Consider the following 25,899-nt stretch of genomic DNA (forward strand, 5'->3'; position numbering starts at 1 on the left):
TCTCGATTAGTGCGCAAAAGCTTATCCTTTTCCAAGTCACTGGAGAATCACATTAGTGCGATTTGGTACTTCATCCATCACTACAATGCATCATTACCTGTGTAGCACTACCATGGAGTTTTCTTGAAGCGATCTCAACATCTCTTCCATTAACGAAAAATGTTGTGATATTTGGTCATCAAAACCGTGTACTTTCCTTAAATTTGTCATCCCTGAAGGGCGAATTAGAAAGGAGGGCGATCGCTCAATTGTCCACTGTGCAAACTCTTGCAGGATTATTCTATTTGTGAAGAAAGATGTGACAATGCATAGCCATGTATAGAAAGCGATCGCTCAATCACAGACAATGCAAGCACTATGACTATTGTTTTCTTTATACAGAAAGATGTAACAATAGATAGGAAGAATTTTACAGTATCGTATTGTTTCAAACTATTTCTCTCACTTAAGAAGCAGGCACGCATCACAGATGATGAACGTTAAGCTGCGCTCTGTCCTTTGTCAAATCTAGGAGAACACCATGAGAGAGTTGCCCCCGCACAAAGTGAGTTCTTCAAAGAGGCAGCTAGGGACAGAGGCTGAGCAGAGGTATGAACGTCAGCAAGACTTTGGACAGGCTCAATCTCGGTGGAAAGTTCAGAATCGGCAACCTCGTCCACCGATGCCAATACCAAAACCAAATTTTCGAGGTTTGTCTCAGGAATTAGCAGCTAGCTCGTCTCAGAGCCTAGTACTTCAGCCGAAGCTAATGATTGGTGCATCAAAAGACAAGTACGAGCAAGAAGCCGATCGCCTTGCTCAACAAGTTGTACAACATTTAAGTACTCCGCATTTAGATCAGTCCTTGTCAAATCAAGCCCTTCAACAAAAATCTGGTTCTAATGGGGGGAATCTGCAAATGAAGCCGAAGACTCAGCTCCAACTCGGCCAAGATGCTATGGTAGCAAGTCCAGAACTGGAGGCTTCGATTCAATCCACACGCGGCAGTGGACAACCGCTTGATAAAACAATTCGAGCATCAATGGAACAAGCATTTGGTGGCGTAGATTTCCGTGGAGTCAGGATTCACACAAGCGATCATGCTGATGCTTCAAATCGCTCCATTAAGGCGCGAGCTTTCACTACAGGAAAGGATATCTTTTTTAGACGAGGGGAATACAATCCAAGCAGTACAGAAGGACTAAAACTGCTTGCACATGAGTTAACACATACTATTCAGCAAGGTACGGGTGGCTTCCAGCCTCAATTAATTCAGCGCGCAATTGGTTTTGAGTTTGAATTTGGCACTTGGAAAACACAACACGATGATGAAAATCAAAGTCGCCTGGCTAAGGGAGAAAAAATTATAGAGGGACCAGGATATAAGATCGAAGGCGAGTATGCCGACGACAGTACTTCTGCGATCGAAGTGGTTACAAAACCATATGCAACCAAGGATGAGGCTTTAGTTTCAGTTGAGGATGCCCGTAAAAAGTTAGTTGATATGGTAACAGTGCATGAACAGTACAATGAGCCGCTCTCAGCCGCTGACTTTGGTGGAGACAGCAACATCAACATCATCCCAGGTGCTCCGATCGGAAAAATGCAAGCATCTCCATCTGTCTCACTAGACAAAATTCCTGAGTTATATCGTCACGGAGTGGGAACTTCCTACCAAGGCTATGTCAGTAAGTTTATCAGTGAGATGAACGATCAAGACTTTAAGGAGAAATTTTTAAACCAAGCAACTCCAAGTGAGGAGCTCGTAGGCCTAGTCATGTTGCTGGTATCTTACTTGGAACAAGGATCACGTAAGCAGGCACTTTTCTATCCAAAGTCAGCCTTTACGATTATGGCCCGTACCTCGTTCACTAAGATGTTCCAACTCGTACCTGAACACGAATTTTTTAGCGCTCGTAGAAATTTAGACAAATGGGTCAACATGGTTTTGACTATAGCCCAAAAGATGCTGCCGTCCTTCCAAAGAAAAGAGACTGGGGAATTCAAACGGAACTGGAATGTCGGTAAAGGCTTTGGATCTTATCAGTTGGACGCCAAAGACAAGCTGATTCCAGTAACGAAAGCACGATCGCTCAAGGAGCTCAGGAAAGAAGCGGTACTGGGAATGCCTTTAATGGAAATAGATCCATTATTTGGTGATCCAGAAAAGCAACAGTACAAACTGAATGTTACCCGGGATCAGTGGCTGCGAGATCTGCCTTATCAGGATTGGTTGAGCAAGGGTACAGATAAGCGCTTTGAAGGTATGGGAGCCTATGGTGAGTCTACTGACATCGAAGTTCTAGAGGATGAAGCAGAACATGCTACTGAAAGTTTAGTAGATGAACTAAATCTGGATAGTCTACATGCTGATCAACCGAAGAAGGCGCAACCTAAAGAAGCTCCTATTTTCGAGCTACGTGGGCTGAGAGATATGTTCGGCATTGATCAAGATGTAAACTTGGATAACTGGGCAGAAAAAGTTACAGCCGTCTTTAAAGTGATTGACAATACTAATCAGGCAACTTATAAGCCTGGAGGTAAGCCACAAATACCCCAGGATGTTGATAATCCTGATATTTGGGATAAAGTATAGGGGACTCGTGAACCGGGCACATCTAATTTTAGGGATGTACAGAACCAGGCAAAAGATCCCAGCAATTACGTCTGAACCAAATGAGTTATCGTTGAGTTTCTATTGGCGCTCGCCCTCTGCTACCGGGAGCTAACAGTATCATGAGATTGCAGCGCCTCAACCAAACCCAATCTGCCTCTGCAAGTTCTACCGTGCTGAGTGAAGCAGCAATTAAACCTCCAGAGCATCCTGTAATGCAACTGCAAGCAACAATCGGCAGTCATGCGGCAAGTCAATGCATTACCGTACACCCAAGAACTCCTGATACTCGGCAACCAATTCAGGCAAAGCCCATTTTCCGGGGCTTATATCAGGAATTGGCGAGTGAAATGAGTGAAGTTCAAACAACGCCATTGAATAAGCATGATCAAGGTACAGGCCAATCTACAGGCAACAACAGTTTGCCCAGCAATATGAAAGCCAGGATTGAGAGACTTTGTGGCATATCCATGGACGGTGTAAAAGTTCACTATAATTCAGCCCAACCTATTCAAATGCTGGCACGGGCATACACGCAGGGCGACGATATTTATATAGGACCAGGGCAGGAAAAGTACCTTCCACATGAAGCTTGGCATGTTGTTCAGCAAAAACAGGGGAGGGTTCGAGGAACAATACATCTTCAGGGCTTACCAATCAATGATGAGCCTTGGCTCGAACGAGAAGCTGATAACATGGCGGCACGAATAGCAGTAACTACAACAAACGAACATCTGCATCCAACTGCTGCTGAGTACCAGGGTAATAAAGTCAATGACTATTCCATGAGTCCTCCCAACAAGGACGAAAAGCCGATAATTCAGCAAGCTGTTTACTACTCATCCAACGCTAGGGGGCAACCCGAATATAAAATGCAGAAGACCTCAGTAGTTAATGCAGTCAAGAAGGAGATTGGCAATGATAGGACAGAAAAATATGTTAAAGAGATTGACCCCATCATTGATACAGCAATTAGATCACCAGATAAGATACTTTTGTCAAAAGTATTGAAAGACATCAAGGATATAGTAGAAAAAGCAGAAACAGTAGAGAAGCGTAAAATAGAGAAAACAAAGACTCAAATTGAGGAAAATAAGGCCAAGCGTGAGGAAGACGTAAAGCGACTATTGCATCCAGAATATCAAACTCCTGTAGTTGGTAACCCCACCGAACTTCACACAGAAGGGAAGACAAGATTCGGTTATGAAATGGAAACAGGTGGTCATCTAAAAGTTAATCCTAAGTTTGGCAATCAAATAGAAGGATATGTTAATCAGGCACTTGCAAAGTGCAAGGTCGCAGAAGATCTCGTTGTTGAGATGGTAATAGACGATTACAATCCTAGCAAGAAAGAAGTACAAGTAGAATTTAGGACTGCTCCTATAAATTCAGAGAGAATAACAACTGCTAAACTTGATTTTGCTAACGTTCAAGCAGCAATTCAAGCATTTCCTATATCTAAATTCGCCCAAAAAGGACAGGAGAAAATATCAAAAAAAGAGTCTCCAAAACCGAAAATGATATCCTTATCTAAATCTTTAAAGAAAGAAGATCAAAAAATGCTTCTAAATTGGGAATTGACACCAATATATGGGGAAATTGGACAATGGTTGTCCACTGTTGGTTCAGACAAGCCTAAATCTCCTACCTCGGTACAGCATGTAACTCATAGCCTACCGTTAGCGGGATTTCTAAAACTGGACAAGGCAGATAAAAATCTGCTATTGCCAGAAAGTGGTGAAATTAAGGAAATTGTGGAACTGATCGCGTACTTCTATGGCAAGCTGCAGGCCGAGATTCATGGAGAAATATTGTACATCAGTACTACAGGTAGAAATCGGACTAGCCCGAACTGTAAAACTCCTCTAGATATCCTAATTGGCATGCTTGACGAAGACAAGAGCGAGGATGGACCGAGGAAACAGATTCTCAACAAAATTCAGGGAAGCCTACCAAGGCTAGTTGTACTAGGTAGTCACAGCTCAGATGAAAAAAATCCAAGCCCCTATATTGGAAAACTTCCAAATCTGGAAACAAGCCTTAAGCCTGAAGAGATCAGAACATTAGGAGTAAACACAGAGGGAGAAAGAGGGTACCTGGGCAGTGAGGAGAAGCCAAGATTACCCTTTTTAGATACTGATAGGCGCGATGTTCGTGTACTTGTAGAACATCGATCTGGCCCGCTAGTCAAAGCGCTTAATGACGCAATACATGGGAAGAACATTCAACTGTTAAAGGAATTTCAAATAATTTTTCAAAAGCTAGATCAGGTTGAAGGAGATAAACTCTTTGAGCGTTGGTTTAATAGTGAGGCGAAGCAAACATCTCAGGTTGATGACTTAAAGGGAGAGGCAGAAGTATTAGAGGATAAGGCCCTACTTTAAGGTAAGGAATTACAAAACTTCTATGACCTGATTCAACTTGTCAGCTAGTCAGAGTCTGTATAACAACAGCATGTAGAACAAGGTTCATGTCCGATAACAATGACAACTTGACTGAATTATTGTCTCTCCTGAAGCGACTCGATCCCCTCCTCGAATATGCGATCGCTGCTGCTCAGTCTGCGTTTGACTTAAATTCTGCCAGTGACGCTGAGAGGAGGCTGGACGTTAATACCGAGGTTGATCGCCTGCTGACCCGTGAACCGGGTGCACCTAACTTTCAAGGATATGTAGAATCTGATGAGCCAATTCCAGCGATCGCGATTGATTCTGGATCTCGGCTGGATTGGTTGCAGCGCACTTTTAAGCTAGATAAGTTTGATTTGGATGTGGTGGCGATCGCTCTCGCTCCTGAACTCGATCGTCGTTATGAACGTCTTTATGCTTATTTGCAAGATGATGTGCGGTGTAAACGTCCCAGTGTAGATTTAGCGCTGAACTTGCTTTGCTCGACGGCGATCGATAAGCTTACTCGACGGGTTCACTTTGCTCCTGATGCACCACTGGTCTGTCATGAATTGCTCCACTTGATGCTCGATCCTAATCAGAGCAAATCTACGCTTCTGATGCACGAACTGCACTTAGATGAGCAGGTGGTGCGTTTCTTGCTGGATCAACCCGGATTAGATAGTCAACTGGCTGGCTGGTGTCAGTTAATGGCAGCGCAGGTTCGCTTGCAGGATCTACTGTTGCCAACTGAATTAAAGCGCAGTTTGACCAAATTAGTTAAGCAGAAATGGGCACTTGAGCAACCCCTGCGACTTTATTTTGAGGGTAGCGATCGCCCTGGAAAGCGCCAAACCGCAGAAGCGCTAGCCAAGATGTTGAAAATTCCTTTGCTGGTTGTTGATCTGCCTCGAATGCTCAATGTCAAAGTTGAGTTTGCCTCGATGCTGCAACGAGTGTTTCGTGAATCTTGGTTTCAGAAGGCGCTCTTGTATTTCGATGGATTTGATATCCTGCAAACTGATGAACAGGCAATCGCCAATCAATCTTTGCTCGCCCAACTTGCTGACAGTCACGGAATCACTATTGTGGCGAGTCAGCAGTCTTGGGTGCCTAGTGCATCAAAGCCTCTAGGCATAATCACGATTAGTTTTCCCATGCCTGACTTTGCTCAGCGACAGCGCTATTGGCAGAGATATTTGAAACTGGCAGATCTCAAACTGGATCAGGTTGATTTAGAGGCGATCGCGGCTCGGTTTCGTCTCACCTCTACCCAAATTGCTGAGGCTGTAGCGACTGCCGTGCACAATAGCCAATTCAAAAATCAAAAATTAACCACTTCTGATTTGTTTTCCACAGCTCGTGCTCAATCAGGTCATGACTTAGGAACACTGGCTCGGAAGATGGAGGCAAGGTATACCTGGGACGATATTGTTCTACGGCCAGACCAACTGACTCAGCTCCAAGAACTTTGTAATCAGGCTAAATATCGTCAGCTTGTCTACGAAGAGTGGGGCTTTGAGCAAAAGCTGTCTCTAGGTAAGGGGGTGAACGCATTATTCTCTGGTCTGCCAGGTACAGGTAAAACAATGGCAGCAGAAGTAATTGCGAATGAGCTACAACTTGACCTCTACAGAATTGATCTATCGCAAATTGTTAGTAAGTATATTGGTGAAACTGAGAAAAATCTCGATCGCATTTTTACGGCTGCTGCAAGTTCCAATGCAATTCTGTTGTTTGACGAGGCAGATGCTCTATTTGGGAAGCGATCGGAAGTTCAAGATGCTCACGATCGCTATGCCAACATTGAGGTTGGTTATCTTTTACAGAAAATGGAAGAGTATGAGGGGATTGCCATTCTGACTACCAATCTCCGCAGTAGTATTGATGATGCCTTTGTGCGCCGACTTCAGTTCATCATTGATTTTCCGCTACCTAACCAACAGGAACGTTTCCAGATTTGGCAACAGGTTTGGCCCCAGAAACTACCAAAGCAGGAAGATCTAGATTTTGAGCTGCTGGCACGACAATTCGAGATTACAGGGGCCTGTATCCGGAATATTGCTTTGGCTGCTGCGTTTTTAGCTGCTAGTGATGGCAAAGTCGTAACACTCAACCATATAACTCGTGCGACTCAACGTGAATATCAAAAAACTGGCAAGCTGTTTTTAGAGAAGTTATAGCGATCGCACTCTGCGACTCGCTACGAGACTTCTATCATTTCTGAAGAAACGCTGCCGTTGTCTTCAATGTTTGTAAGCTCAGGTTCTGCCAAAGTTTCCTCCAGAACTTGAATTGCACCGCTGATGCGTAGTAAAGTCTCCCGCACGCTAGCTTGCTTCGCTTCTAAATCAGCTAGCATCTTTTGACCTGCCTCAAATTCAGTCTTAAGGGATGCCAAGCGTTGTTCTAGCCTCTCTCTCATTAGTCTTCTCTCTTTACTTTTACAAAAAATCGTATCTTAAAGAGCATTAGTAGCTTTGGCAAAACCTGTTCGAATTGCCATTAGCCAAATAGTCCAGTTTTCGTTAACGTTATGAGTCCGAAAATCAGCCCTGATATGCCAGTATCCATTTGAATTGGGGTATGCATAAACTTTGATGATTTCCCCAGAATCTTTTTCATTGATGTCCCCAACACCACTATGGAAACCAGCAATGGTACAGAGCCAATTACTCGTACTATAGCCAGTGTTATAATTAGTGTCGTCGCCGATGTTAGAATACTTAGTTATTTCAATTGGCTTTTGAACAATATCGATGTTGCCATCGGGATTAATTGTCATTGCTTCAATCACCTGACGACTTGAAGAACCTTTAGTTTGAGTTCTAAAACGTAGACCAATATCTCTATTAGAGTTGTCATCCCTCGCTTGTAGATAAGCAATACCTCCCGTGCCATATTCCTTCAACTGAATATGACCAGTTAAATCAATGTTGGCTGTGGTTCCACTCGTACCCATCATAATGTTGCCATTTGCGTCCAGCGTCATGATCGGGTCTTTACGTTGACTTCCAGGAGTGTATAGTTTGACGGTGTCTGTATTGTTCAGCCATTCGACACCTATCAACCTGTGAGTCCCATTGGGCCAGTTATTTGCGGGGTCTACAAGCAAGTAGCCATTCTCCCCGTAGTCGATCGAAATATTTCCACCCGTCACCTGTAGTTTTGTTTTAGGATTGTTGGTGCCAATGCCAACATTGCCGCGATCGAAAGCAAGAACTGAGTTGTAAGCAGTGCCTAAATTCGTTTGATCGAAAACCCACTGTACAACGCCATCACTGACTGATGTCTTAAGATTCAAATAATAGTTTGCAGGCTCTTTCTTGGACTCGAAGCGAATCGTATCGCCATCATAATCCTTTGGTGTCTGTATGGTTAGCTTTGCCTTGGGATCGCCTGCACCAATACCAACATTGCCAGCTTTAGGGTTAATGACTAAAGCCCCTCCTCCGGTATTCTCAATCACAGAGGAGGTTCCCCCTGCTGTGAGGGGACGCACAATAAAGTTGGAGCCAATATGTTCCAATTTCAGGCTGGTATCAGTCGTTGCATTAGCCAGCTTGACTTCTAACCTTGCATTCGGCCCTATTGTGCCAATGCCGATATTGCCAACCTGATCGACCACTAAGCGATCGCTACTGCTATTGACATCTGCAAAGTGCCATTTGCCATCACTCCCTGAATAGATGCCATAGGTTCTAGCATTTGTTGCAGTATTTCTGAACTGTAGCCCTGACCCCCAGCCCGCGCCCGAAGAGTTGAGAGAGAACGCCAAATCATTGGTACCACCGCGATTGATTTCCAGCCCACCGCTGGTGGTAGAAGTTCCAATGCTGACATTTCCAGTGGTGCGGTTAATGCTGAGGAGATTTGTATTCAACACCTGTGCGTCTCGGTTGCTACGCACTCTGAGAGTATCTGTAGCAGTGTCGTAATCGATTCCCATCTGAGGAACGGCATTTTCGTTGGCAAAGGAAAGTGCCCCACCTTGAATCGAGAGCTTGTCTTTGGGGAACTTAGTGCCGATACCAACGTTGTTGCTAATGCTAAGGCTCCCACTTAGCACTGCTAAATTGCTCGCTTCTTCTCCACCAGAGCGCAAAGTAGGACGGGCATTATCCGAGCTGGGTAGGCTGATGCCTGCATATTGCCGCACAGTTGGATCGTTACGATCGATCGTCACCAGGCCACTACTACTCACGTTCAGCCTCGCCAATCGAACCCCAGCTAGGGGAGCCTTATCTCCCAGTTTGACCACAGTAATTAATGGCCTCTCATGCCAGCGCCGATTCGCTTTGCTGCCCTCCTGGGCCATGTCTGATTCAATCTCCTGGTAAGAGATAAAGATTTCAACTGTTTGACCACGATAACTTTCGAGTCCAACTGTTTCGGGAGGGTCGCTCGGTACCAGTACAATTTGGCAACCGTTTTGATCGATCGCAGTACCCGGCGCGATCGTGGCCTGAGACTTAGCATCTCCGTTGTTGCCATCCCCAGGCTCAACGGTCAGTCCATCGACAATGCCTGAAACATGCAGATAGCGGAGGGAGCGGCGTTGGCGATCGAGATGATATTTCTGCTCGTCAATAAAGTCTTGGTCTTTGAGAAACTGAGCATCAAAGTAGCGCACCCGCTTACTGATGTAATCATATTGGCGATAGTCGGCTGGCATTGTAGGCTTTCCTTAACTTCTGCGCTGTCGTGAATGGTTTACATCTTGCTGAGTCTCTAGCTCATCGCTTGACCTACCGAGTCCCCAGAATCGTATTCCGTCCTAAAATTAGACCTCCTTGACTGAAATCGTTGATGATCTGCATGGAGGGCACCAGAATTTGGAGCGAGTAGAAGGTGTGAGCGGGTTTCTCCTGATTGAGAATGGCGCGGGCAATCTCTTCTTTCTTACGTAATAAGTCTGGGTTGCTGGCACTTAGGGTCATCTGCACCTGAAAGTAGTGAGGCAGGTGGTCAAATTCATAAATTTCTACTTCTTCGTTGGTATATAGCTCTAGCAACCGCTTTAAGCCAGCCTTCGTTCCCCGGAGGCGATACAGCGATACCATCTGGCTAATAAATCGTCGTTTGACCTCTGGCTCCCAATCATCGCGGAGACTCAAAGCCACCCAACTCGCCAGCCAAGGCAGAAACTCATCCGGTGTGCGCTTGGCTTGCAGACTGTCGGGTGTCTCTCCAGATTGAGCGGGATGAGGGTCAAAGTAGGTGTGGATGCGATCGATATACTCTTCTAAGCCAGGTTGTTGAGGTAGTGGATCAGGATGATCGGGGTCATTGGGTAGCCCTGTTAAGATCCGCTCAAACGCCAGCAAAAAGCGGCCCATGAATGGCTCCGCCTGCAAAATCCCTGGCAAATACTGGAGGTAGTTACTGGTGCGATCGCTTTGATTACTAGTTGTCATCGGTTTGCCAAGCCTCCGTAATGGTCAAGGTGCTGTCATCCGCGACCTGAACCAGATGGTAATCCGCTAGCGTCACATTATTGGTGCTACCTTGGAGCCGCACGTTCTCCACATAGTCCACTCCGGGTACGCGATCGAGTAATTCGTAAACCTCAGAAACATAAACATGACGACCAAACGGCCACCCTTTGCCATCTTTCCCGCCTGACAAGGGATGAAAAAAGTGGAGAATCGTTTCCCTAGCTTGTTGTTGAACGGTGGTAGAGACCGCACCTGCTTCCAGATAGAGTTGTGCCGTAATCGTGACGGTCTGATAAACAGGACTCACAACATGGTGACGAGTCGTGAGGAGTCGTCGTTGATCCAACCACTGCCAGAGATTTCTCCGCAAGGCAGTCGTAGGCTGGGGTGTATTAGTCTCCCAGGCAGCGGGCACCACAATCAAGCTGAGATGACCTGGAGCTTCCTGGTCCCATCTCTGCTGATCCGGAAGAGATAGATTCCGCTGAGGTAAGCATTTAGCGCGTTGGATGATGCCTTGGCTCCCTAATTGCTGAGCCGCAGCGGTATGATGCCAATCGCCTAGGGCGAGTTGCTCAAAGTCCTCAGCACTAACCGCTCGATAGCGACTACGTAAGGACAAAATGGTTTCTCGAATCGCCACTGCTAAATCCTGAGGTGGCATGGCATCGGGGCCGTTCAGCAGCTTCAAAAACGTTTCATAATTCTGCGCCGGAATACGATTCACCCGATAAAGCACAATTTCTGTGAGCCAGGAGAATAACTCTAGCAGAATCACCCCTGTATCCGAAGGGTTGTGATCTGTCCATTCAGGATACTCGCGGGCAATCAGCGATCGCACTTCCTCCAGTAAGTCTGCGTAGGTATGGTCATCTAGGTTAGGGAGAGGAATGGACATAGCAACAACGAGTAAAACAGAGAGTAAGAGAGCTTGAGAACTTTATGTCAGCAAAGTAACTTGGTGCTTGCCAGAAAAGATCAGAAAGCGATCGCGCTCACTGGGATCTAGGGGGGTAATGCTGAGATCATCACCGAGTGAAGGGATACTGACGATCGAGAGATCTTCCACATGGTCAATCGTGGGAATAGCCTCCAAAACAGCATAAAGGTCTGACTTATGGGGCCGCCGACCAAATGCCCAGCCCTGTCCAGATACTCCGCCGAGCAGGGGGTGTAAAAACTGCGTTAGAGCTTGGATGGCAGCCGCTCTAGCAGCATCAGAAACAGCAAAGGAAGTGGGCACGAGTCGAGTGATGACGGTGATTTCGACCCAAACAGGTTCAGTGATACGGAGATCTAGGGTGGGAGTACAGCGATCGCGGATATATGCTTCCACTCGGTCTAGCAAGCCTAGACTAGGAGTTGGCTGTTGAGCAGAGCTGCTGGGCACAATCAGCAAATCTACCCTGCCAGCATCCTCGACATGAGGCTGCCCTTGGGCTGGAACACTCAGGGATTCATTCAGGGAACCACCCGGATAAGTAATGGTTAAGGCTCCGGTGATGAGGTTATCCGTCAAGTTAACAATCATGACCGACCACTCTACACCTAAGGCTAGGTCTTCATCGGTAACCAGATACTCCAAAGTTTGATTTCGTTGCGCTTCCTGGCTAGCGTAGGGACTGGCTTGTCCGGGTCCATGAATCTGAACCTTTAACCGAGTGGTGTCAGTGCCACTAGCAGACGTTAAGCCCTCAAGATTCACGCTGATCGGGCCTGAGGCTGGCATCCGAAACCCATAAAATGGTAGCCATTCTAGCCCCTCAGAGGCAAAATGTGGGGTAATCGCTTTGGCGCGTGCTACTTCCGATGAAGCTTCGTAAGCGAGATCTTCCATATCTTGAGCAGTGACTGCTCGTTGCTGATGGCGTAGGGCTTTTGGTCCCCGCTCCTTGACTCGCTCTAGCGGCTCTTGATCCGCTCCACCTCCCGCAGGTTCCAGATTGGTGACGCGATCGAGGTAAGGAATTGTGGTTTTCAGTTGAGTGATGGTTTGGGCGGGGAGATTGCCGTGTTTGCCACCCCCATTCGCATAGGTGAGACGGAGGAGATTCGTTCCAGCAGGAGGCATCATCCCTTGCTGTCCATTGCCAAACCGCAGGGTTCCTGTCAGCCGATCTAAAACATAGTGGCGATCGTGGGCACTTGATCCATAAAAATCGGGCACTTCCTGCCAACGCACCCAGACAGCCTCCACCGTTCCAAGTTCATCCTGAACTACAGTCATCTCCTGAGTAAGGGAAGTTTCTGGCAATGTTCCTTTTGCCGCCAGCAATGTTGCTTCTTGAACTTCCAGCGCTTGTCCTAGCAAAACTGGAGTTTGACTGGTGCGAAACATCTGGTCAGGATTGCCATTGCTCGGCCCCAGCATTTCATGAATCACCGTGGTTGCTTGAACAGCCCAGGTCGTATTCGTCAGCACGCAGTGTAGTTGGGGATGAACTCGAAAGTCACCTGCTTGCCACCGACAGCGCAACCAATACAGCGATCGCCCAAACTCAATGTGTGCTGCAAAATCAGATGGCCCAATGAAGCGAATCAAGCCGCGTTCTTTGAGGTTGCCCGTTTCGTCAGTCATCCCTAAGCTGGCCCAACCGCCAGGCGAACGGTATTCCCAAATCAGTTGGGCAGGGTAATCGGAGGAGTTACTATTGGCGATTGCTCCTGGTGAAGGGGCGTCAATTTGTAAATAAAGGGCGATCGTGCGGTTGGTGAAAGGGCGATCGAAGCCAAGATAGAGCGTTGGATCTGTATCTGCAATCGGGGGAAAAGGTTGAAAATCGCGCAGAACTTGGCTGCCATGATTGTGGTTGCCCGTCAGGGTAGTGGTGAGGATAACCAGGTTTTGAGCCACATCGATGCTTGCAATCTCGTGGTTTTCTTCACGGGCGCTGTCTGGTTCAATGCGTAAGCGATCCCCTATTTGGAGTCCATCCACCTGATGCAGCCGGAGTGTTTTTTCACCTGCTTTGCGGTCCTGAGCTAGCGTGAAGCGATCGCTGGCTAAGGGATTCAAGTAGGTGAGCTGATGATAGACGCGACAGGCAGAAATCGGCGAACTCGTTGACGCGGTGTAGCTTAACTTCAAACTCTGGAGTAAGGGAGGCTGAACAGACGTTATTTCTCCATAGTGGCCTTTGACCAAGCGAGCCCGTATCCAATAGTTAGTCCCCCCATTGACAGTCTTGGCAGCTACTACAGCGGGCAGTCGCAACACGACACCAGAAGTATCACTGGTGAAATTAGCAGCAGATATCCCGACACTTTTCTCTTTGATAATCTGCCAGGTCTCTCCATTCCAGGCTTCCCATTGAATTGCTACCCCGCCATCCGTTTTGGGTGGATAGTCATCATTCAACTTCAGTTTCACTGTGACTTGCGTGCCTGACTGAGAAAAGACTTCCTGGCTGGCTAGGTATAGGGTGTCATTGAAGCGGGGCTGTTCACCAAACGGGTAAAAGTCTTTACTGGTATCGATCGCTGTGGTGTTGAAGAAATAGTGATCAGGGCTAAGGTTCTCGCGATCGCTGGCTAGCCGAGCCTGAATATTTTGAATCTGAAAACGGGTAGACGTATCTCTCAAAGGGCTGGCTAGTTCAGCTCGCAACCAGCCTGCTACCTGTCCATCTATCGGGTGAGGAGTCAAAGGTGGCAAATTCCTCAGCGTCACAGTCCACTGAAGATCCCCAGATCCTGAGGTACTCTCGATCGGCTGCCAACGCGTTCCATGCCAAAATGACCAGGTGACAGGTAAGGACGCGAGTTGCGCACCTTGCGGAGAATCAAACGTCAGAATGACTGTTTTAGACCCAGGCAAAGTCAGCAAAGCATCGCAGGCGAGGTAGAAGCTGTGTTCCGTTGGCTGGTCGGCCACAAACGCCGGGAAACTGCTGTCGATTTGGCCTGTGGCAATGGCAGTGCGATCGCTATATGCATCTATATCCGGTTGATGCACGAAGGCTGCTTGCAACTGCGCTGGGGTAATCAGCACATCCCGCTCGGTTTCAAACACGACCTCCTCAGTTGCCCCTTCAACCGGAAGTGCCGCAATCTGGGTTTGGGCAGGCACCAAGGCATCCACGGTACTGTTTTCTACTAGGTAGAACGTCAGTGGTACCCGCGCGGGTTGAGGTGGCAAGATCTGGGTGCCAATCAAATTGAGAAATGCCAGAAAATTTTTCTCTGGAACTTGATTCAGGCGATCGCGCACCAGGGTTGCGAGGTGACTAAAGATGCGAATCAGCGTCCAGCCTGCATCGGGTGGCACCTTAGAGTTAGGCAGTGACCAGACGCTTACCTGCTCCAGCCCTGGAATTTGGATAATTCTCTCGGCCAAGGCAGCATCAATTAGCGTTCCCCAGGCGATCGTTTCAGAGGTTTGCGGGTCAATCAACTCCTGGTCTAGCAACCGACCCATGAGGGCATCGATGGTTGGGCTCACCTGTGCTGCTCCAGGTGGTTTCCATCCAGTTCGCATGGGTGCGCCGTCGAGTGCTGCCCCTTCAGTTTTGGTAAACGCCTCGACTAACATTGCGGTCTGAGCCACAATGCTGTCGTAGGTACGCTGGTCAATCTTGGGGGTCAACGGCGACATAGAGCTACTCAAGATAGAACGGATAGACCAGGTTAAATCGGTTGTTAGTGGTTCGGACCTGGTAACTAATTTGAATCAGCAGGTGATTGGGCTGGTTAGCGTCGGAGACAGCATCAACATCAAGTACATCAATGCGAGGTTCCCAGCGAATTAAGGCGAGGTGAACAGCATTCACAATCTGTCCGATCGCCGCTGCACTGTTGTTCGAGAAAACTAGATCATGGATGCCACAGCCAAAGTCAGGGCGCATCAACCGCTCTCCCGGCGCAGTACTGAGAATCATCCAGATCGATTGACGTACACAATCCTCATACCGCGCCATTTCAATCTGTCCTGTGGCGGTGAGCTGTACGGGCAAAGTCCAACCAATCCCTAAAAAGTCAACCTCCATTGCGCTAGGTTCCTTTCACCCGTATCTGCGTCATCAGAATCAAGAGGGGAGCATTAATCGGGAGACAGGTTGACCGACTATCTGCTAATAAAACCGGATTTCCCATGACTTTAATCTTCGTGGCTGCTGTATTCCAGAGGGCCGTCATACAGGGGCCTACATTTGTAGGTGGGGGTGGAGGAGGATTGACACAACCGGCGATCGCTGTGGGCGAACCTGGGACTCCAGGTGGAGATAGTTTGACTGCGATCGGTTGTCCCATCACTTTGACCCGAGGAATCAATGCGGTGAACTGAGCTTGCCCGCTATGGGGACATTGCGCTACTGTCCTTTGGTTGAGTAAATAACCAGGCATCTTACATAATCTCCAAAGCAGGGTCATTAATTGTCACAGGGTTACCCTTTAGCTTGAGGGGCGCTTGGGCAGTGATGTTACCAGTGCCTCGAGAGTTAATTTCACAACTTTGCTGGGTGGTAATGGAAAGTTTGCTGCAAGCGATCGCCACTTCCCCCTTTTCGCTCTTGAGGGTGAGCTTACCGCCCACTTCAATGGTTAAATCTTGTTCGGCTTTCACAGTCATGGTGTTGGTGTTGGAGTCGATGACTATTTCATTCTTGTTAGTTTTGTCGCGAATGATAATCTTCTCCCCGCCTTCGCTGTCATCCAAGATAATCTGATGGCCACTCCGCGATTTAATCAGCCGTTGATTGTTCTTACCATCACTGTTGGTCAGTGGTGGTTTATCCACACCATTCCACAACGCCCCCAGAATGTAAGGCGACTGGATATCTCCATGTTCAAAGGCTACTAAAACTTCATCATTTATTTCTGGCAAGAAATACAAACCTCGGCCTTGACCCGCCATCAAGCTGACCACTCTGGCCCAGTTGCTTTCATCTCTGGTGCCGAGCCAGGGAAATCTAACTCTCACCCGTCCCAACTTCTCAGGGTCTTTGTTATTGGAAACAATGCCGATGGTCACGCCATAGAATCGGTTGTCATCAGGATTCGCACCATTGCCCATCAAGAGATTCATCATGCCCGGTTCCTCTTCACCGTGAAATCCGTGCGATAGCCTTGAGTCAGAGAAAAGCTGTGGCTGACATCGGTAATCATGTATTGTCCACTAAAGCGCTGACCAACGCCCGTAATATTCACCATCCCCCCCGCTTGCAAATCGGTGCGACCCTGACAACTACCATCTCCCTGGATGTAGTCCATTGCTATTTCTTCAAACAGCCCCGCTGCCATTTGGTCAGTCTCCGCTTTGCTATCAGCTGAGGATGCAAAGTTAACGATTTTGGTAGTCCCAAAAACTTGGGTTGCCGTTTTAGAGCCACTGGTTTCTCCCCCTGGACTTGGAGCTTCTGGGCTACCCTTGGCAATACTCACCACCTCTTGTTTCTTCTTGATATCCCAACTGCGTGTTTCAACTTGCGAAATCTGTTCCATCGTACTCAGACGGGCGGAAAACTCTAGCAACTCATCGCGATCGAAGGATAGCGTAATGGGTCTCAGGGCATTGCGGCGGGGTTTTTGAAAATACAAGGTTTTATCTTCAACCCAGACTTTGTAGCCAATCTTTTCGGCTTGCTGCTGTAAGAATTGCATCGCGGTCTGATTGTGCAGCAATACATAGTCCAGCTTGATTTGCGTGTCTTGGATTTTATCAACCTTCAGTCCCGCAGCCCTAGCGATTGTAGCCACAATATCACTCAGTTTTGCTTCCTTAAAACTCTGAGCTTTCATACCCCGTTGTAAGCGGTGGCCTAAATCATAAGCATCGACATTGATCGTACAAGCACTTTCCTGGGAGAAAGAAGAGGATAAGTTGGTGATCTCTGCAAAGATGATTTTTTCCAGCCGATTGCCGTACCCTAAATAAACTGCGATAGTATTGCCAATCTTTAATTGGTCATCATCTACCCAAGTATATTGATTGTTAATTAAATCCTTACCTGGTAACTGTAACTGTACATGACTGAGTAACCCCAGTCCCTCCGAGACGTTAAGACTCAACAAATCTTGCTCTAGCGCTGGCTGCCGATTGTCATTGATGTAAATTTCTGCTCGCGGCATTAGGAGGCGATCGCTGTTTGAGGCAAGCATCAATGTCACGCTCCTCGACCAGAATTCCGATCAATTCGCAAGGGAGGAACCGTCAGGCGTTGCCCAGGCACCAGCCGCCGGGGATTATCCATTTGATTCGTTTCGGCAATCAGTCGCCACAGCGCCGGATCATTGAATTCTTCTGCGGCCATGCTACTCAAGGTTTCTCCTCGTTTCACCGTTCGTACTGGGTCGTCAATCGGGTTTTGAATCCGGATCTCCAGTTCCGGATCGAGGAGCTCTTCAAAGGTGCAATTCAACAGTGCCCGTACCGGAGTCCCATCTTCTAGAAAATGGGTCAGGGATTTAGTCACTGACTTGAGAAATCCACGTGATAACAAAATATTGCCGCGTCCCCAGGTCAACTTACAAAAAGGAGGTCGATTTTTTCCCTGTTTGCGGGTGAGATTATAAATTTGTTGCGTGTGGTTTCGAACATCCTCAGGTCGATATTTGCCCCATCCATCCAAGAGAAAACCAGGCACAGCCTCAGACACTAAATTAGTTAGCAAAGAGGTAGAGGCTGGCAATGTGGTGTCAAAAAACAAATTGACGGTGAGCGTGGCAGGATTATTCTGGCCCACCAATTGACCGTTTTGCTGACTCCAACCCTCGCGGTTGATCTGAATTTGTTCGGGATTAAACAGAACCTTGAGCGGTAGAAAAATTCCCTCAACTTCAATCTCCAGCTTCTCTAACGCCATTTTGTCTTACCTCTGCGTTCATTCTCAATGACCAGTCGTTGCATTAACCGCTTCTCCACCTGTTTGGTTAATGCTTCTACATCTACTGCGGATTGAGAATTGTCAGTAGGGAACTGCGGTTGGGGAGGAGGAAAAGAAGCAGTATGGGCTGTAGAAGACTGAGATACTTGGGGCGATCGCGTTCCTCCCTGTCGGGAGTTTTCTACCTCGAAAACACTACGGCTACTCTGCTGATCTTTTTGTTTTTCTTGATCCAGATACGTCTGCACAGCTGCCACGAGGGGATTAGTAAAGACTAGAGGAACTCCCTGTGAGGTGGCTGGCTGTGGGCTTGGTTGAGCTTCTCTTGGTAGTACTCGGTGAGAAGCACCATTGCTGACTCGAACTCTAGGTCGTGCAGGGCGAGACGGTGAAGGCCCCGGGTGGAATTGAGGATTTGTAGTGGATAAGCCAACCTGAGGAGCAGACGGCAGCAGAACAGGCTGCGATTGGGGTGAAGTGCTAGGAGGAGTGGGATGCGGATATTCCTGAAAAGATTCGAGTTGAGGAGAACCAGCGACAAGCTGTTGAGCCTGCACAATGGGATGCGGATTAGACGGTAGGGAAATAGGTGCTACTGCCAACGGAGATTGTTCAGACTTAGGCTTAGTCAAGTTTGGAGAGGAGAGTGGCTCAGAGGTGGGCAATATAGCGATCGCCTTAACCACCGCTTGAGGCAAGTCGTTTGAAATTGACTGAGTGATAGTTGGTGGGTTGGCTGGCACTACCGGAGGAGCGGGTGAACTAGAAAAAGATGATTCAGGAGTAGGCAAGAGTTCTAAACTGGGGGAATTATGATATTGAGGATGATGAAATGTCCGAGTAGTAGGGGCGATCGCAGCAGGCTGAGATAGCTTAGCTTGCACTATAGGGCGAGATTTTGGTGGGGCCGAAGAGGTGGCAGAGGCTGCAAATTTTGCCTGAATTACTGTAGGTGGTCCTGATTGAACCTTTGGAGCTACTGGCTGTGGTGATGCGCTAGGTAATGTACCTTTTGATTGGGGTAGTGGTTGAGCATAGACAATTGGGGGGTGATTAACCTGATGGGAAGCTATTCCTCCCTGACGTTGAGCAAATTGCACTAACAAAGGGAGACGATCGCCCAAACGTTGCGTGCGAGCAATGACCTGATGGGCAAACTGGGGTTTCATCACGCCGGGCTGCACGGACCGCAGTAACCGCCGCAATAACCCTGGATTCAGGGAGGCTTGCCAGTGGGTTGATTCCAGAGAAGTATCCTGCTGCACACATGACTCCTTAAGTCGTTAGAAACCTGTAAAGCCAGCGATCGCAGCGGCACCCCTGGTTGCCGACAGAAGACGCGAAGCTAACGGTTTGTCGATACCCTGATGCACGAGTTCAATGCGTTCGATCGCAACTTCAGTGGCATTACTGGCATTAAACTGGGGTCCAGACCATCTCACTGGATAGGCATTTTTGAAATTCCACCACATCGCAGGTAAATGCTGACGGTCTAGTAACATGATGGTGCCGTTCTTGAGGCGGATATCCCCTTTGGCAGCATCCTGATACCACCCCCAGACTGTATCCATGTCAGTGATGCCACGGCTCAGAACCAAATTGGGATACTGTACCCTGGTAGGAAAGTGATGCACAAAGTCATTGCGCCCTCCTTCTTGGTATTGCTCTACAACAATTTCACTTTCTAAACCTGTTACTTCTGTAAAACCTCCTGCTATCAGCCCTTCAATTTCTACCAAGAAGTTGTAGGACATATAAGGGTCGAGGCGAACACCCAGTTGACCTGTTGTTCCAGCAAAGACAGCATTCAAGGGCACGATCGCCACAGACTTCTCCTTCTTTAATAGATTGAACTATTGATTAGAACCATTGAGCTGAACTTTTGGCTACAGAAGGGTTGACTTGTTGATTAATTCGAGTAATTTCTCCCACCCATTGCTGACGTTCTCGATGCTCCAGAGACATGATTTGCTCATAGGACCAGTGAAAATGGTAGGCCAGATACGCTACCTCCTCTCGTAAGCGATCGGAGGGGTAGCAAGTTACTCCCCCACAGGTACGGGTTCTACTTCAAACTCCCCCTGGCAGTGAGGGCACATCACCGATAAACGGCTATGCCCATTTTGATTGATGCGTTGGTAGAGGTCTTGCAGGTAAACCAAATCCGCAGAGAACAAGCCTTCCATCATCTTGGGATTGAGCTGTTGCAAGGTGCCCAACTGAGTAATCACCCGCGCTAACAAAATCAAAACCAGATAGCCTGGATTGGCTTGCACCCGTGGATCGCGGAGTGGAGCGATCTCGTCGTAGGCTGTAGAGAGCCGCATCACGCCCTCCCGGTGGAGATTACCTTCCGCATCAAGATAACCGTGGGGCAATGTAAATGGAAATTCAGTGGGCTGCATCATATCTTTAGTTCAAACCCTCTCTTTAAGACCATTTATCGACCTTAATACCCTCATGGACTAACTCCAGAGTTTCGATCGCAGCTCCATCAGTGGTTGCATCCAGATCAGGAGCATTCCAACCTGTCGGCCAACAGTTCGTCAGGTTCCAACGAATCTTTTCACTCCCGGTTTGGTCGAGCAAAACAATCGAAATTTCGCGGCGATCGAGATTGCCATTCATGACATTCTGTCGCCACTTCCAGAGTTCATCATTATTGGTGATCCCTCGTTGCAACGTGATATTGCCGTAGGTATTCAATCCCGGTAGCTTCCGCATGGTGGGCGGATCAGTGCCCTCGCGGTATTCGCCCGCATTCTGACTCGTCGTCAAGCCAGAACATTGGCGAAACCCAGCATGGAGGATGCCATTCCATTCGACATAAAAGTTATAGCCAAGATACGGATCGGGATTGTGAGCAGGTTTAATACTGGGCACCGTCAAATCTCCTAATAACAGCCAGAAACTAGAGAAAACAAGGCTTTAACCACTGAGCGTGACTCCGTTACTGCCATGAATCAGCTGCACCACAATAAACTCATTGGGAACCGTCGGAGCCAAACCGATTTCAGTCACTACCTGGCCTAAAGCGCGCACCTCTGGCGGATTGGTCTCTGCGTTACAGGTGACATAAAAAGCGGCTGACGGCGTTGCCCCCTGAAGTGCTCCTTGTTGAAATAAAGATTCGCAAAACGTCGTTAATTCCCGCTCGATTCGTACCCAAAGCTGAAAACTGTTGGGTTCAAACGCCACATCTGCTAAATGGCGATCGCCCCAACGAGCCACTGTGAGAAACAATCTGCGCACATTAATATATTGCCAGTCGAAGCTTTGACTTAAAGTTCGGCTACCCCAAACTCGTATACCTCGGCCTGGCAAAACTCGCAGGTAATTAATACCTCCCGCCTGGCTGGCAGAACTGAGGGTCATCTGTTCGGCGTGGGAGAGAGAGACGCTGAGATCGAGTACATCCTCTAGAAGAAAATTTGCTGGAGCTTGATGCACACCAGTATTACGATCGCTGCGAGCATACACCCCAGCAACATGACCACAGGGCGGAATCCTCAATTCAGGAGGACTATTCTCAACTTGAATCCAGGGAAAGTAGAGTGCCCCATTGAGGGCACCGGGATGCTCTGAAAGTTGCTGCTGTTGTTGTTGAACCGTAGCAACAGTGGCATCTTTCCAAGCATCGAGAATGGCAAAGCGATCGCCTAGTTGCTGGCAGTGGTCTAAAATCGCAGCTTGCATCTGTTGGCTTTGAGCCGAAGTTCGGCTCAAGTGTGAGAGATCTGGAACACAGATCAAATCAACCGTATCTAGAGCTGCTAAAGATTCCAGTCCTTGCAGGAGAGCAGTTTCTGGAGCCAAATCTTCGTCAAGGCGGACAATGTAGCAAGAGGTTCCACCATTGCTGAAGAAACCGCGCACCGCATAATACAGATAGCTGTTCGGAAGACTGGTGCCAAAGATCTGGAGGAATTGCGTCCATAAGGTCAAATCTTGGGGTTGGTTGACTGAGCCTTGGGAGGCCAGCCCCAGAAAAGCAGGGACTCCCGTCAGTAGTTGACGCTCAGGTTTGCCAAAGACTTCCTCCCGATAAACCCCAGGAATGGGAGACAGGTTAACCATCAGCTACCACCGGGCCCATCCCATTGAGTAATTCGAAAGATGACGAACTCTGCGGGTCGCACCACTGCCACTCCAATCTCTGTAACAACTTGTCCTAAGGCTCTTGCTTCTGGCGGGTTGGTTTCCTCATCACACTTGACATAAAACGCTTCCTCTGGCGTGTTGCCAAACAAAGCACCGCTCCGCCAAACCATCAATAAGAATGCTGTGACATTACGACGGATTCTGGCCCATAGATCGGGGGCGTTGGGTTCAAACACGGTCCATTGCGTGCCTTCATCAATCGATTCGCGCAGATAATTAAACAGACGGCGGACATTGATGTACTTGAATTCTCCATTGGCGTTGCCACCTAGTGTGCGAGCGCCCCACACCCGGATGTTGCCGTTGAGAAAGCGGATGCAATTAATACCACGATCGTTGAGATCAGCTTGGAGGGTTTTGCTGACGCTGTATTTTAATCCAGTTGCGCCTAAAACCGTTTCGTTGGCAGGTGCTTTATAAACTCCCCGCTGGCTATCCACACGGGCATAAACGCCAGCCATGTGACCGCTAGGCGGAACAAAGTATTTCTTGTTGTTAGTGGCTGGGTCGTAGACCTGTAACCAAGGGAAATAGAGCGCTGCATAATCTGAATTACCAGGCAAAATCCCTGTTTCTGGGGTTTCTCCAGGCTTGAGTAGTCCCGCATTCAACTTGTTCTCTGCGCCTACCACCTCTGGCGTATCGAGAATTGCCACGCGATCGCCCATCTGCTGACAGTGAGCATAAATCCTTTGCAGGCTATCTTTATCGGTGACCCCTGGAGCGGCCACAATGGCAATTTCATCAATCGTTTCAAAGGTTTCTAAGGCAGATTGGATCTCCGCCTCTCGATTCACCCAAACTACATAACAACTGCTGCCTCCATTTCTAAAGAAACCAAAGACGGCATGGGCGAGATAGTTCTGGCGCGGGTTTTTCGAGAAGTCCCAAAAGTACTTTTTGAACTCAGAAAAATTGGTGCATAGCTGGACTTGACCTGCCGCCACTAAATCAGGATTGGTTGCAACATCCGGTGGTAGAGTGGCGATCGCAGTTGTCGCGCTGCCTCCAGACGGAACTACACTAGCTACAGGGACAGCCGCAGGAACACGCAGTTGATAATACCCTGTAATTTGAGCACTATTGGCTGGCGCAGTCGTAAAAGTCACGAAGGCTTTGCTGCCCTCATTCCTGATCGATCTAACACTGCGCTCGCTAGTACTGGAGCCGACAAAAAAAGCAAAGCTTGAATCGGTGACAACCTCTGCATTCGCGAAGCCTTCCGGTTTAGGCAATTCAAATTCTACTTTTGTTCCATCTCCTGTCCCAATCGGCTGCTTATCAGCGGCACTGCCAAAGGCTTGAGTCGTGAGTTGGCTGGTAGCGGTACTGCCTAAACTGCCACTGGCAGGCGTTGTCTCACCGCCAACCACACCGATAAAACCAGCAGTGCTCGTACCGACTCCTACAATCGGTGCAGATCCTGAAAGCCTCTCTTCAACATACACACCGGGTGTTCTGTAGTCTGGCATTGACGAACTCCTTGTCGGAAATTGAGACTTGAGACGGAGACTAAACGAACTTGCAACGCTCTAATAACTCAGTGAGTTATTCATTGGCGGAGCAACTGAAAATCTAAATTCTTAACTTGCCCTTGGGTCAGCGCGACTCCCTGAGCTGTTGTTTGGTATCCCTGAGCTGAGACACGAACCATAGGTCGAGGAGCTTGAGTTGATGATTGTTGCCAAACTTCTAATCCACTTAAAACGTAGTTGCCTTGGCGATCGCTGTAAGTAACAGTGTCACTACCCTCAACCTGAATTTTTGCTAAGACAATGGGTGCTAACTGAGAACCTGTTTGGCTTTTAGGGTTGGAAGAATTGTTAATTTGTTCGGTGATGGTACCCTGAATTGCGGTTGGAGGCAGGTCAATTCCAACCGTGACTCTCTGAATAGTTCCGCTATTGTCACGGGAGACTTGGATGTTGTCAACTTGTGTCGTACTATAACGGCTGCCCGCACTCGGTAAGGATATTGCCAAACTGTACATGCCATCGGGCAAATCAACAAAGTAGAAGCAGCCATCGATTGCAGTACAAGTCAGAAACTTTAGACTTTCTTTATCTCCCAATTTCCGGATTAAATAGAAAGTAGAACCTAATGCAACATATTGTTTATCTGGGTGGTCAAGCATCGTTTGCCAGCGATCGCGATATTGCACTGCTTTCATCGCCAGCCAGTGAGTAAACGTTTCTGGGGCTTGCTCTATCTGCACATCCGCACCCTGAATGAGTTGTCCTGTGAGGGCATTCTGCACTGAGCCACAGATCGCCACTTGACGACGAGTTAGCTCCAATTGCGTCCACTTTGGCATCTCCTACCTCTCGTTGCAGCCTATCCCCTAAATTCGTTGATCCATGACCAGCGGTACAGCTTCGTCTTCTTCGTCATACACTGGCACCGCGATCGTCACCGTGTAATTCATCGCAGGTTTGGGTCTGCCACCCATGGCCTGCCAAAATTCTCCTAAGCTTTGTAACTGAGGTGGCCGTAGCGTCAGCGCTCTCGGTAAAGGTTCTTGTCCTCTTAATTGCCCCTGTAAAACCGGAGCTGGAATTTTGGGATAGCGTAGCAACGCTTTCATTACCTCGCCTAATAAGCGATGTTCAGTTTGAAAATCTGAAGGTTCTTTGGGCCAAACCGTGATCAGATAGGAGCAATCAATCCGTACAGGTGGTCGTCGCCTCATGGCTTGACCATTGCTTTGACGCTCAATAATCCACTCGTTACTGCGTAGTTCTAAGTTTTCTCGTACATCATAAAGAAACAGATCGATCGCAGGCAAACTGACATTCCTAGTGAAGTCTTTGTCAGGAGTGGCGAAGCTAATAGTTACTTGGGTTAAAGCATCAGGAGCAACAAGACTGGGTGGCAACTCACGTCTAATTAACTCTTCCAGCGAACTGTCCAAATCATGCAACATAAGTGAAAACTTGATTCATCTTGCCTTGTGCTTACTGCAATAGATACACGCAATAGACACAAGCAATCAAAAGTAGATTGAATTTAGCTTGACGAAAGAGTTTCAGGCCTCCAAGAATATTGCTTTCTGCATTTCTACCCTAAATCTTGCAGGCTGACGAGGAGATGTTATGAAGTCTTAATATTAATCTTGATAATAAGGTTATGTTACAGCCTATATTGGAGCCAACAGAAATATGGTATGGACTATTAGATTTATTGCTGTGCGCTAATAAATGGATCGAGAAGTTATTAGAAATTAATTATATAGCGATCCTAAGTGACTCATGAAAACGAGCCATACATAAATACTTTTGGAAACTGGAAAATTTGACAGTGGGTCGCAAACTCAAATAGCCACTTAACGGCTCGGAACGATTTGCACAGGTGGTAAAACTCTCGAATGAAGGAGACTGTAAATTAGATGGTTGTGTCGCAAAAAACCAGTCAATGGTAAAGTAAGCGGACTCAAACTTCCCTTCTTACCCTGTGATGTCTACTCCTGCTCTGTTTAAGTGGCGGCACTTTCTGCCTGAAAT

General features: G+C 47.8%; 21 protein-coding genes and 2 pseudogenes. 4 read left to right on the forward strand and 19 right to left on the reverse strand.

Going from position 1 to position 25,899, the window contains the following annotated elements; translation table 11 throughout:
- From NDA01_RS27100 to NDA01_RS27115, 4 genes and pseudogenes are all read left to right on the forward strand, one after another.
- A pseudogene (locus NDA01_RS27100) lies at positions 1-105 on the forward strand (IS1 family transposase); the annotation flags it as partial.
- Between the two features lie 643 nt (positions 106-748).
- Positions 749-2,575, forward strand: coding sequence for an eCIS core domain-containing protein (locus tag NDA01_RS27105; RefSeq protein ID WP_348230453.1), 1,827 nt, complete (start codon positions 749-751; stop codon positions 2,573-2,575).
- Positions 2,576-2,715: 140 nt separating this feature from the next.
- Positions 2,716-4,977 (forward strand): eCIS core domain-containing protein, encoded by a 2,262-nt coding sequence (locus NDA01_RS27110; RefSeq protein WP_348230454.1) that lies wholly within the window; start codon positions 2,716-2,718, stop codon positions 4,975-4,977.
- An 86-nt stretch (positions 4,978-5,063) separates the two neighbouring features.
- Positions 5,064-7,163: an AAA family ATPase gene (locus tag NDA01_RS27115; protein ID WP_348230455.1), complete on the forward strand. Its 2,100-nt coding sequence runs from the start codon at positions 5,064-5,066 to the stop codon at positions 7,161-7,163.
- A 20-nt stretch (positions 7,164-7,183) separates the two neighbouring features.
- Here the strand turns inward: NDA01_RS27115 and NDA01_RS27120 are convergent, their stop codons facing one another.
- The 19 genes and pseudogenes from NDA01_RS27120 to NDA01_RS27210 all read right to left on the reverse strand — a co-directional run bounded on the left by NDA01_RS27120 (position 7,184) and on the right by NDA01_RS27210 (position 25,322).
- Positions 7,184-7,405, reverse strand: coding sequence for a hypothetical protein (locus NDA01_RS27120; RefSeq protein ID WP_190550035.1), 222 nt, complete (start codon positions 7,403-7,405; stop codon positions 7,184-7,186).
- 36 nt (positions 7,406-7,441) lie between these two features.
- The gene (locus NDA01_RS27125) at positions 7,442-9,655 is read right to left on the reverse strand and encodes a hypothetical protein (protein ID WP_348230456.1); all 2,214 of its coding nucleotides are present in this window, start codon (positions 9,653-9,655) and stop codon (positions 7,442-7,444) included.
- 73 nt (positions 9,656-9,728) lie between these two features.
- Positions 9,729-10,397, reverse strand: coding sequence for a phage tail protein (locus tag NDA01_RS27130; protein WP_190550039.1), 669 nt, complete (start codon positions 10,395-10,397; stop codon positions 9,729-9,731).
- The gene (locus tag NDA01_RS27135; protein WP_190550041.1) at positions 10,387-11,316 is read right to left on the reverse strand and encodes a baseplate J/gp47 family protein; all 930 of its coding nucleotides are present in this window, start codon (positions 11,314-11,316) and stop codon (positions 10,387-10,389) included. Before NDA01_RS27135 ends, NDA01_RS27130 begins: the two co-directional genes overlap by 11 nt.
- 42 nt (positions 11,317-11,358) lie before the next feature.
- Positions 11,359-15,012: a baseplate J/gp47 family protein gene (locus NDA01_RS27140; RefSeq protein ID WP_348230457.1), complete on the reverse strand. Its 3,654-nt coding sequence runs from the start codon at positions 15,010-15,012 to the stop codon at positions 11,359-11,361.
- Between the two features lie 4 nt (positions 15,013-15,016).
- Positions 15,017-15,403, reverse strand: coding sequence for a GPW/gp25 family protein (locus NDA01_RS27145; protein WP_348230458.1), 387 nt, complete (start codon positions 15,401-15,403; stop codon positions 15,017-15,019).
- Between the two features lie 4 nt (positions 15,404-15,407).
- On the reverse strand, positions 15,408-15,758 hold the full coding sequence (locus tag NDA01_RS27150; protein ID WP_348230459.1) for a hypothetical protein: 351 nt from the start codon (positions 15,756-15,758) through the stop codon (positions 15,408-15,410).
- Position 15,759: 1 nt separating this feature from the next.
- On the reverse strand, positions 15,760-16,443 hold the full coding sequence (locus NDA01_RS27155; protein WP_348230460.1) for a phage baseplate assembly protein V: 684 nt from the start codon (positions 16,441-16,443) through the stop codon (positions 15,760-15,762).
- The gene (locus NDA01_RS27160) at positions 16,440-17,513 is read right to left on the reverse strand and encodes a phage late control D family protein (protein WP_348230461.1); all 1,074 of its coding nucleotides are present in this window, start codon (positions 17,511-17,513) and stop codon (positions 16,440-16,442) included. The genes NDA01_RS27155 and NDA01_RS27160 overlap by 4 nt, the downstream gene beginning before the upstream one ends.
- 5 nt (positions 17,514-17,518) lie before the next feature.
- Positions 17,519-18,217, reverse strand: coding sequence for a CIS tube protein (locus NDA01_RS27165; RefSeq protein ID WP_348230462.1), 699 nt, complete (start codon positions 18,215-18,217; stop codon positions 17,519-17,521).
- Positions 18,208-19,503 carry a hypothetical protein gene (locus tag NDA01_RS27170; protein WP_348230463.1) on the reverse strand — a complete coding sequence of 432 codons (1,296 nt, stop codon included), beginning with the start codon at positions 19,501-19,503 and terminating at the stop codon, positions 18,208-18,210. The genes NDA01_RS27165 and NDA01_RS27170 overlap by 10 nt, the downstream gene beginning before the upstream one ends.
- Before the next feature lie 18 nt (positions 19,504-19,521).
- Complete coding sequence (locus tag NDA01_RS27175; RefSeq protein WP_348230464.1) at positions 19,522-20,064, reverse strand: phage tail protein; 543 nt, start codon at positions 20,062-20,064, stop codon at positions 19,522-19,524.
- A gap of 34 nt (positions 20,065-20,098) precedes the next feature.
- Positions 20,099-20,263: pseudogene (locus NDA01_RS27180) on the reverse strand (DUF6760 family protein); the annotation flags it as partial.
- A gap of 17 nt (positions 20,264-20,280) precedes the next feature.
- Positions 20,281-20,646 carry a phage tail assembly protein gene (locus NDA01_RS27185; RefSeq protein ID WP_431193542.1) on the reverse strand — a complete coding sequence of 122 codons (366 nt, stop codon included), beginning with the start codon at positions 20,644-20,646 and terminating at the stop codon, positions 20,281-20,283.
- Positions 20,647-20,668: 22 nt separating this feature from the next.
- Complete coding sequence (locus NDA01_RS27190) at positions 20,669-21,121, reverse strand: phage tail protein (protein ID WP_190550056.1); 453 nt, start codon at positions 21,119-21,121, stop codon at positions 20,669-20,671.
- Positions 21,122-21,166: 45 nt separating this feature from the next.
- Positions 21,167-22,315, reverse strand: a complete 1,149-nt coding sequence (locus tag NDA01_RS27195; protein WP_348230465.1) for a phage tail sheath family protein — start codon at positions 22,313-22,315, stop codon at positions 21,167-21,169.
- The gene (locus NDA01_RS27200; RefSeq protein ID WP_348230466.1) at positions 22,315-23,871 is read right to left on the reverse strand and encodes a phage tail sheath family protein; all 1,557 of its coding nucleotides are present in this window, start codon (positions 23,869-23,871) and stop codon (positions 22,315-22,317) included. Before NDA01_RS27200 ends, NDA01_RS27195 begins: the two co-directional genes overlap by 1 nt.
- Before the next feature lie 80 nt (positions 23,872-23,951).
- The gene (locus tag NDA01_RS27205) at positions 23,952-24,713 is read right to left on the reverse strand and encodes a carboxypeptidase-like regulatory domain-containing protein (protein ID WP_348230467.1); all 762 of its coding nucleotides are present in this window, start codon (positions 24,711-24,713) and stop codon (positions 23,952-23,954) included.
- A gap of 27 nt (positions 24,714-24,740) precedes the next feature.
- Positions 24,741-25,322, reverse strand: a complete 582-nt coding sequence (locus tag NDA01_RS27210) for a Pvc16 family protein (protein ID WP_190550060.1) — start codon at positions 25,320-25,322, stop codon at positions 24,741-24,743.
- Positions 25,323-25,899: the final 577 nt, after the last annotated feature.

The sequence above is a fragment of the Trichocoleus desertorum AS-A10 genome (assembly GCF_039962155.1).
Taxonomy (GTDB): domain Bacteria; phylum Cyanobacteriota; class Cyanobacteriia; order FACHB-46; family FACHB-46; genus Trichocoleus.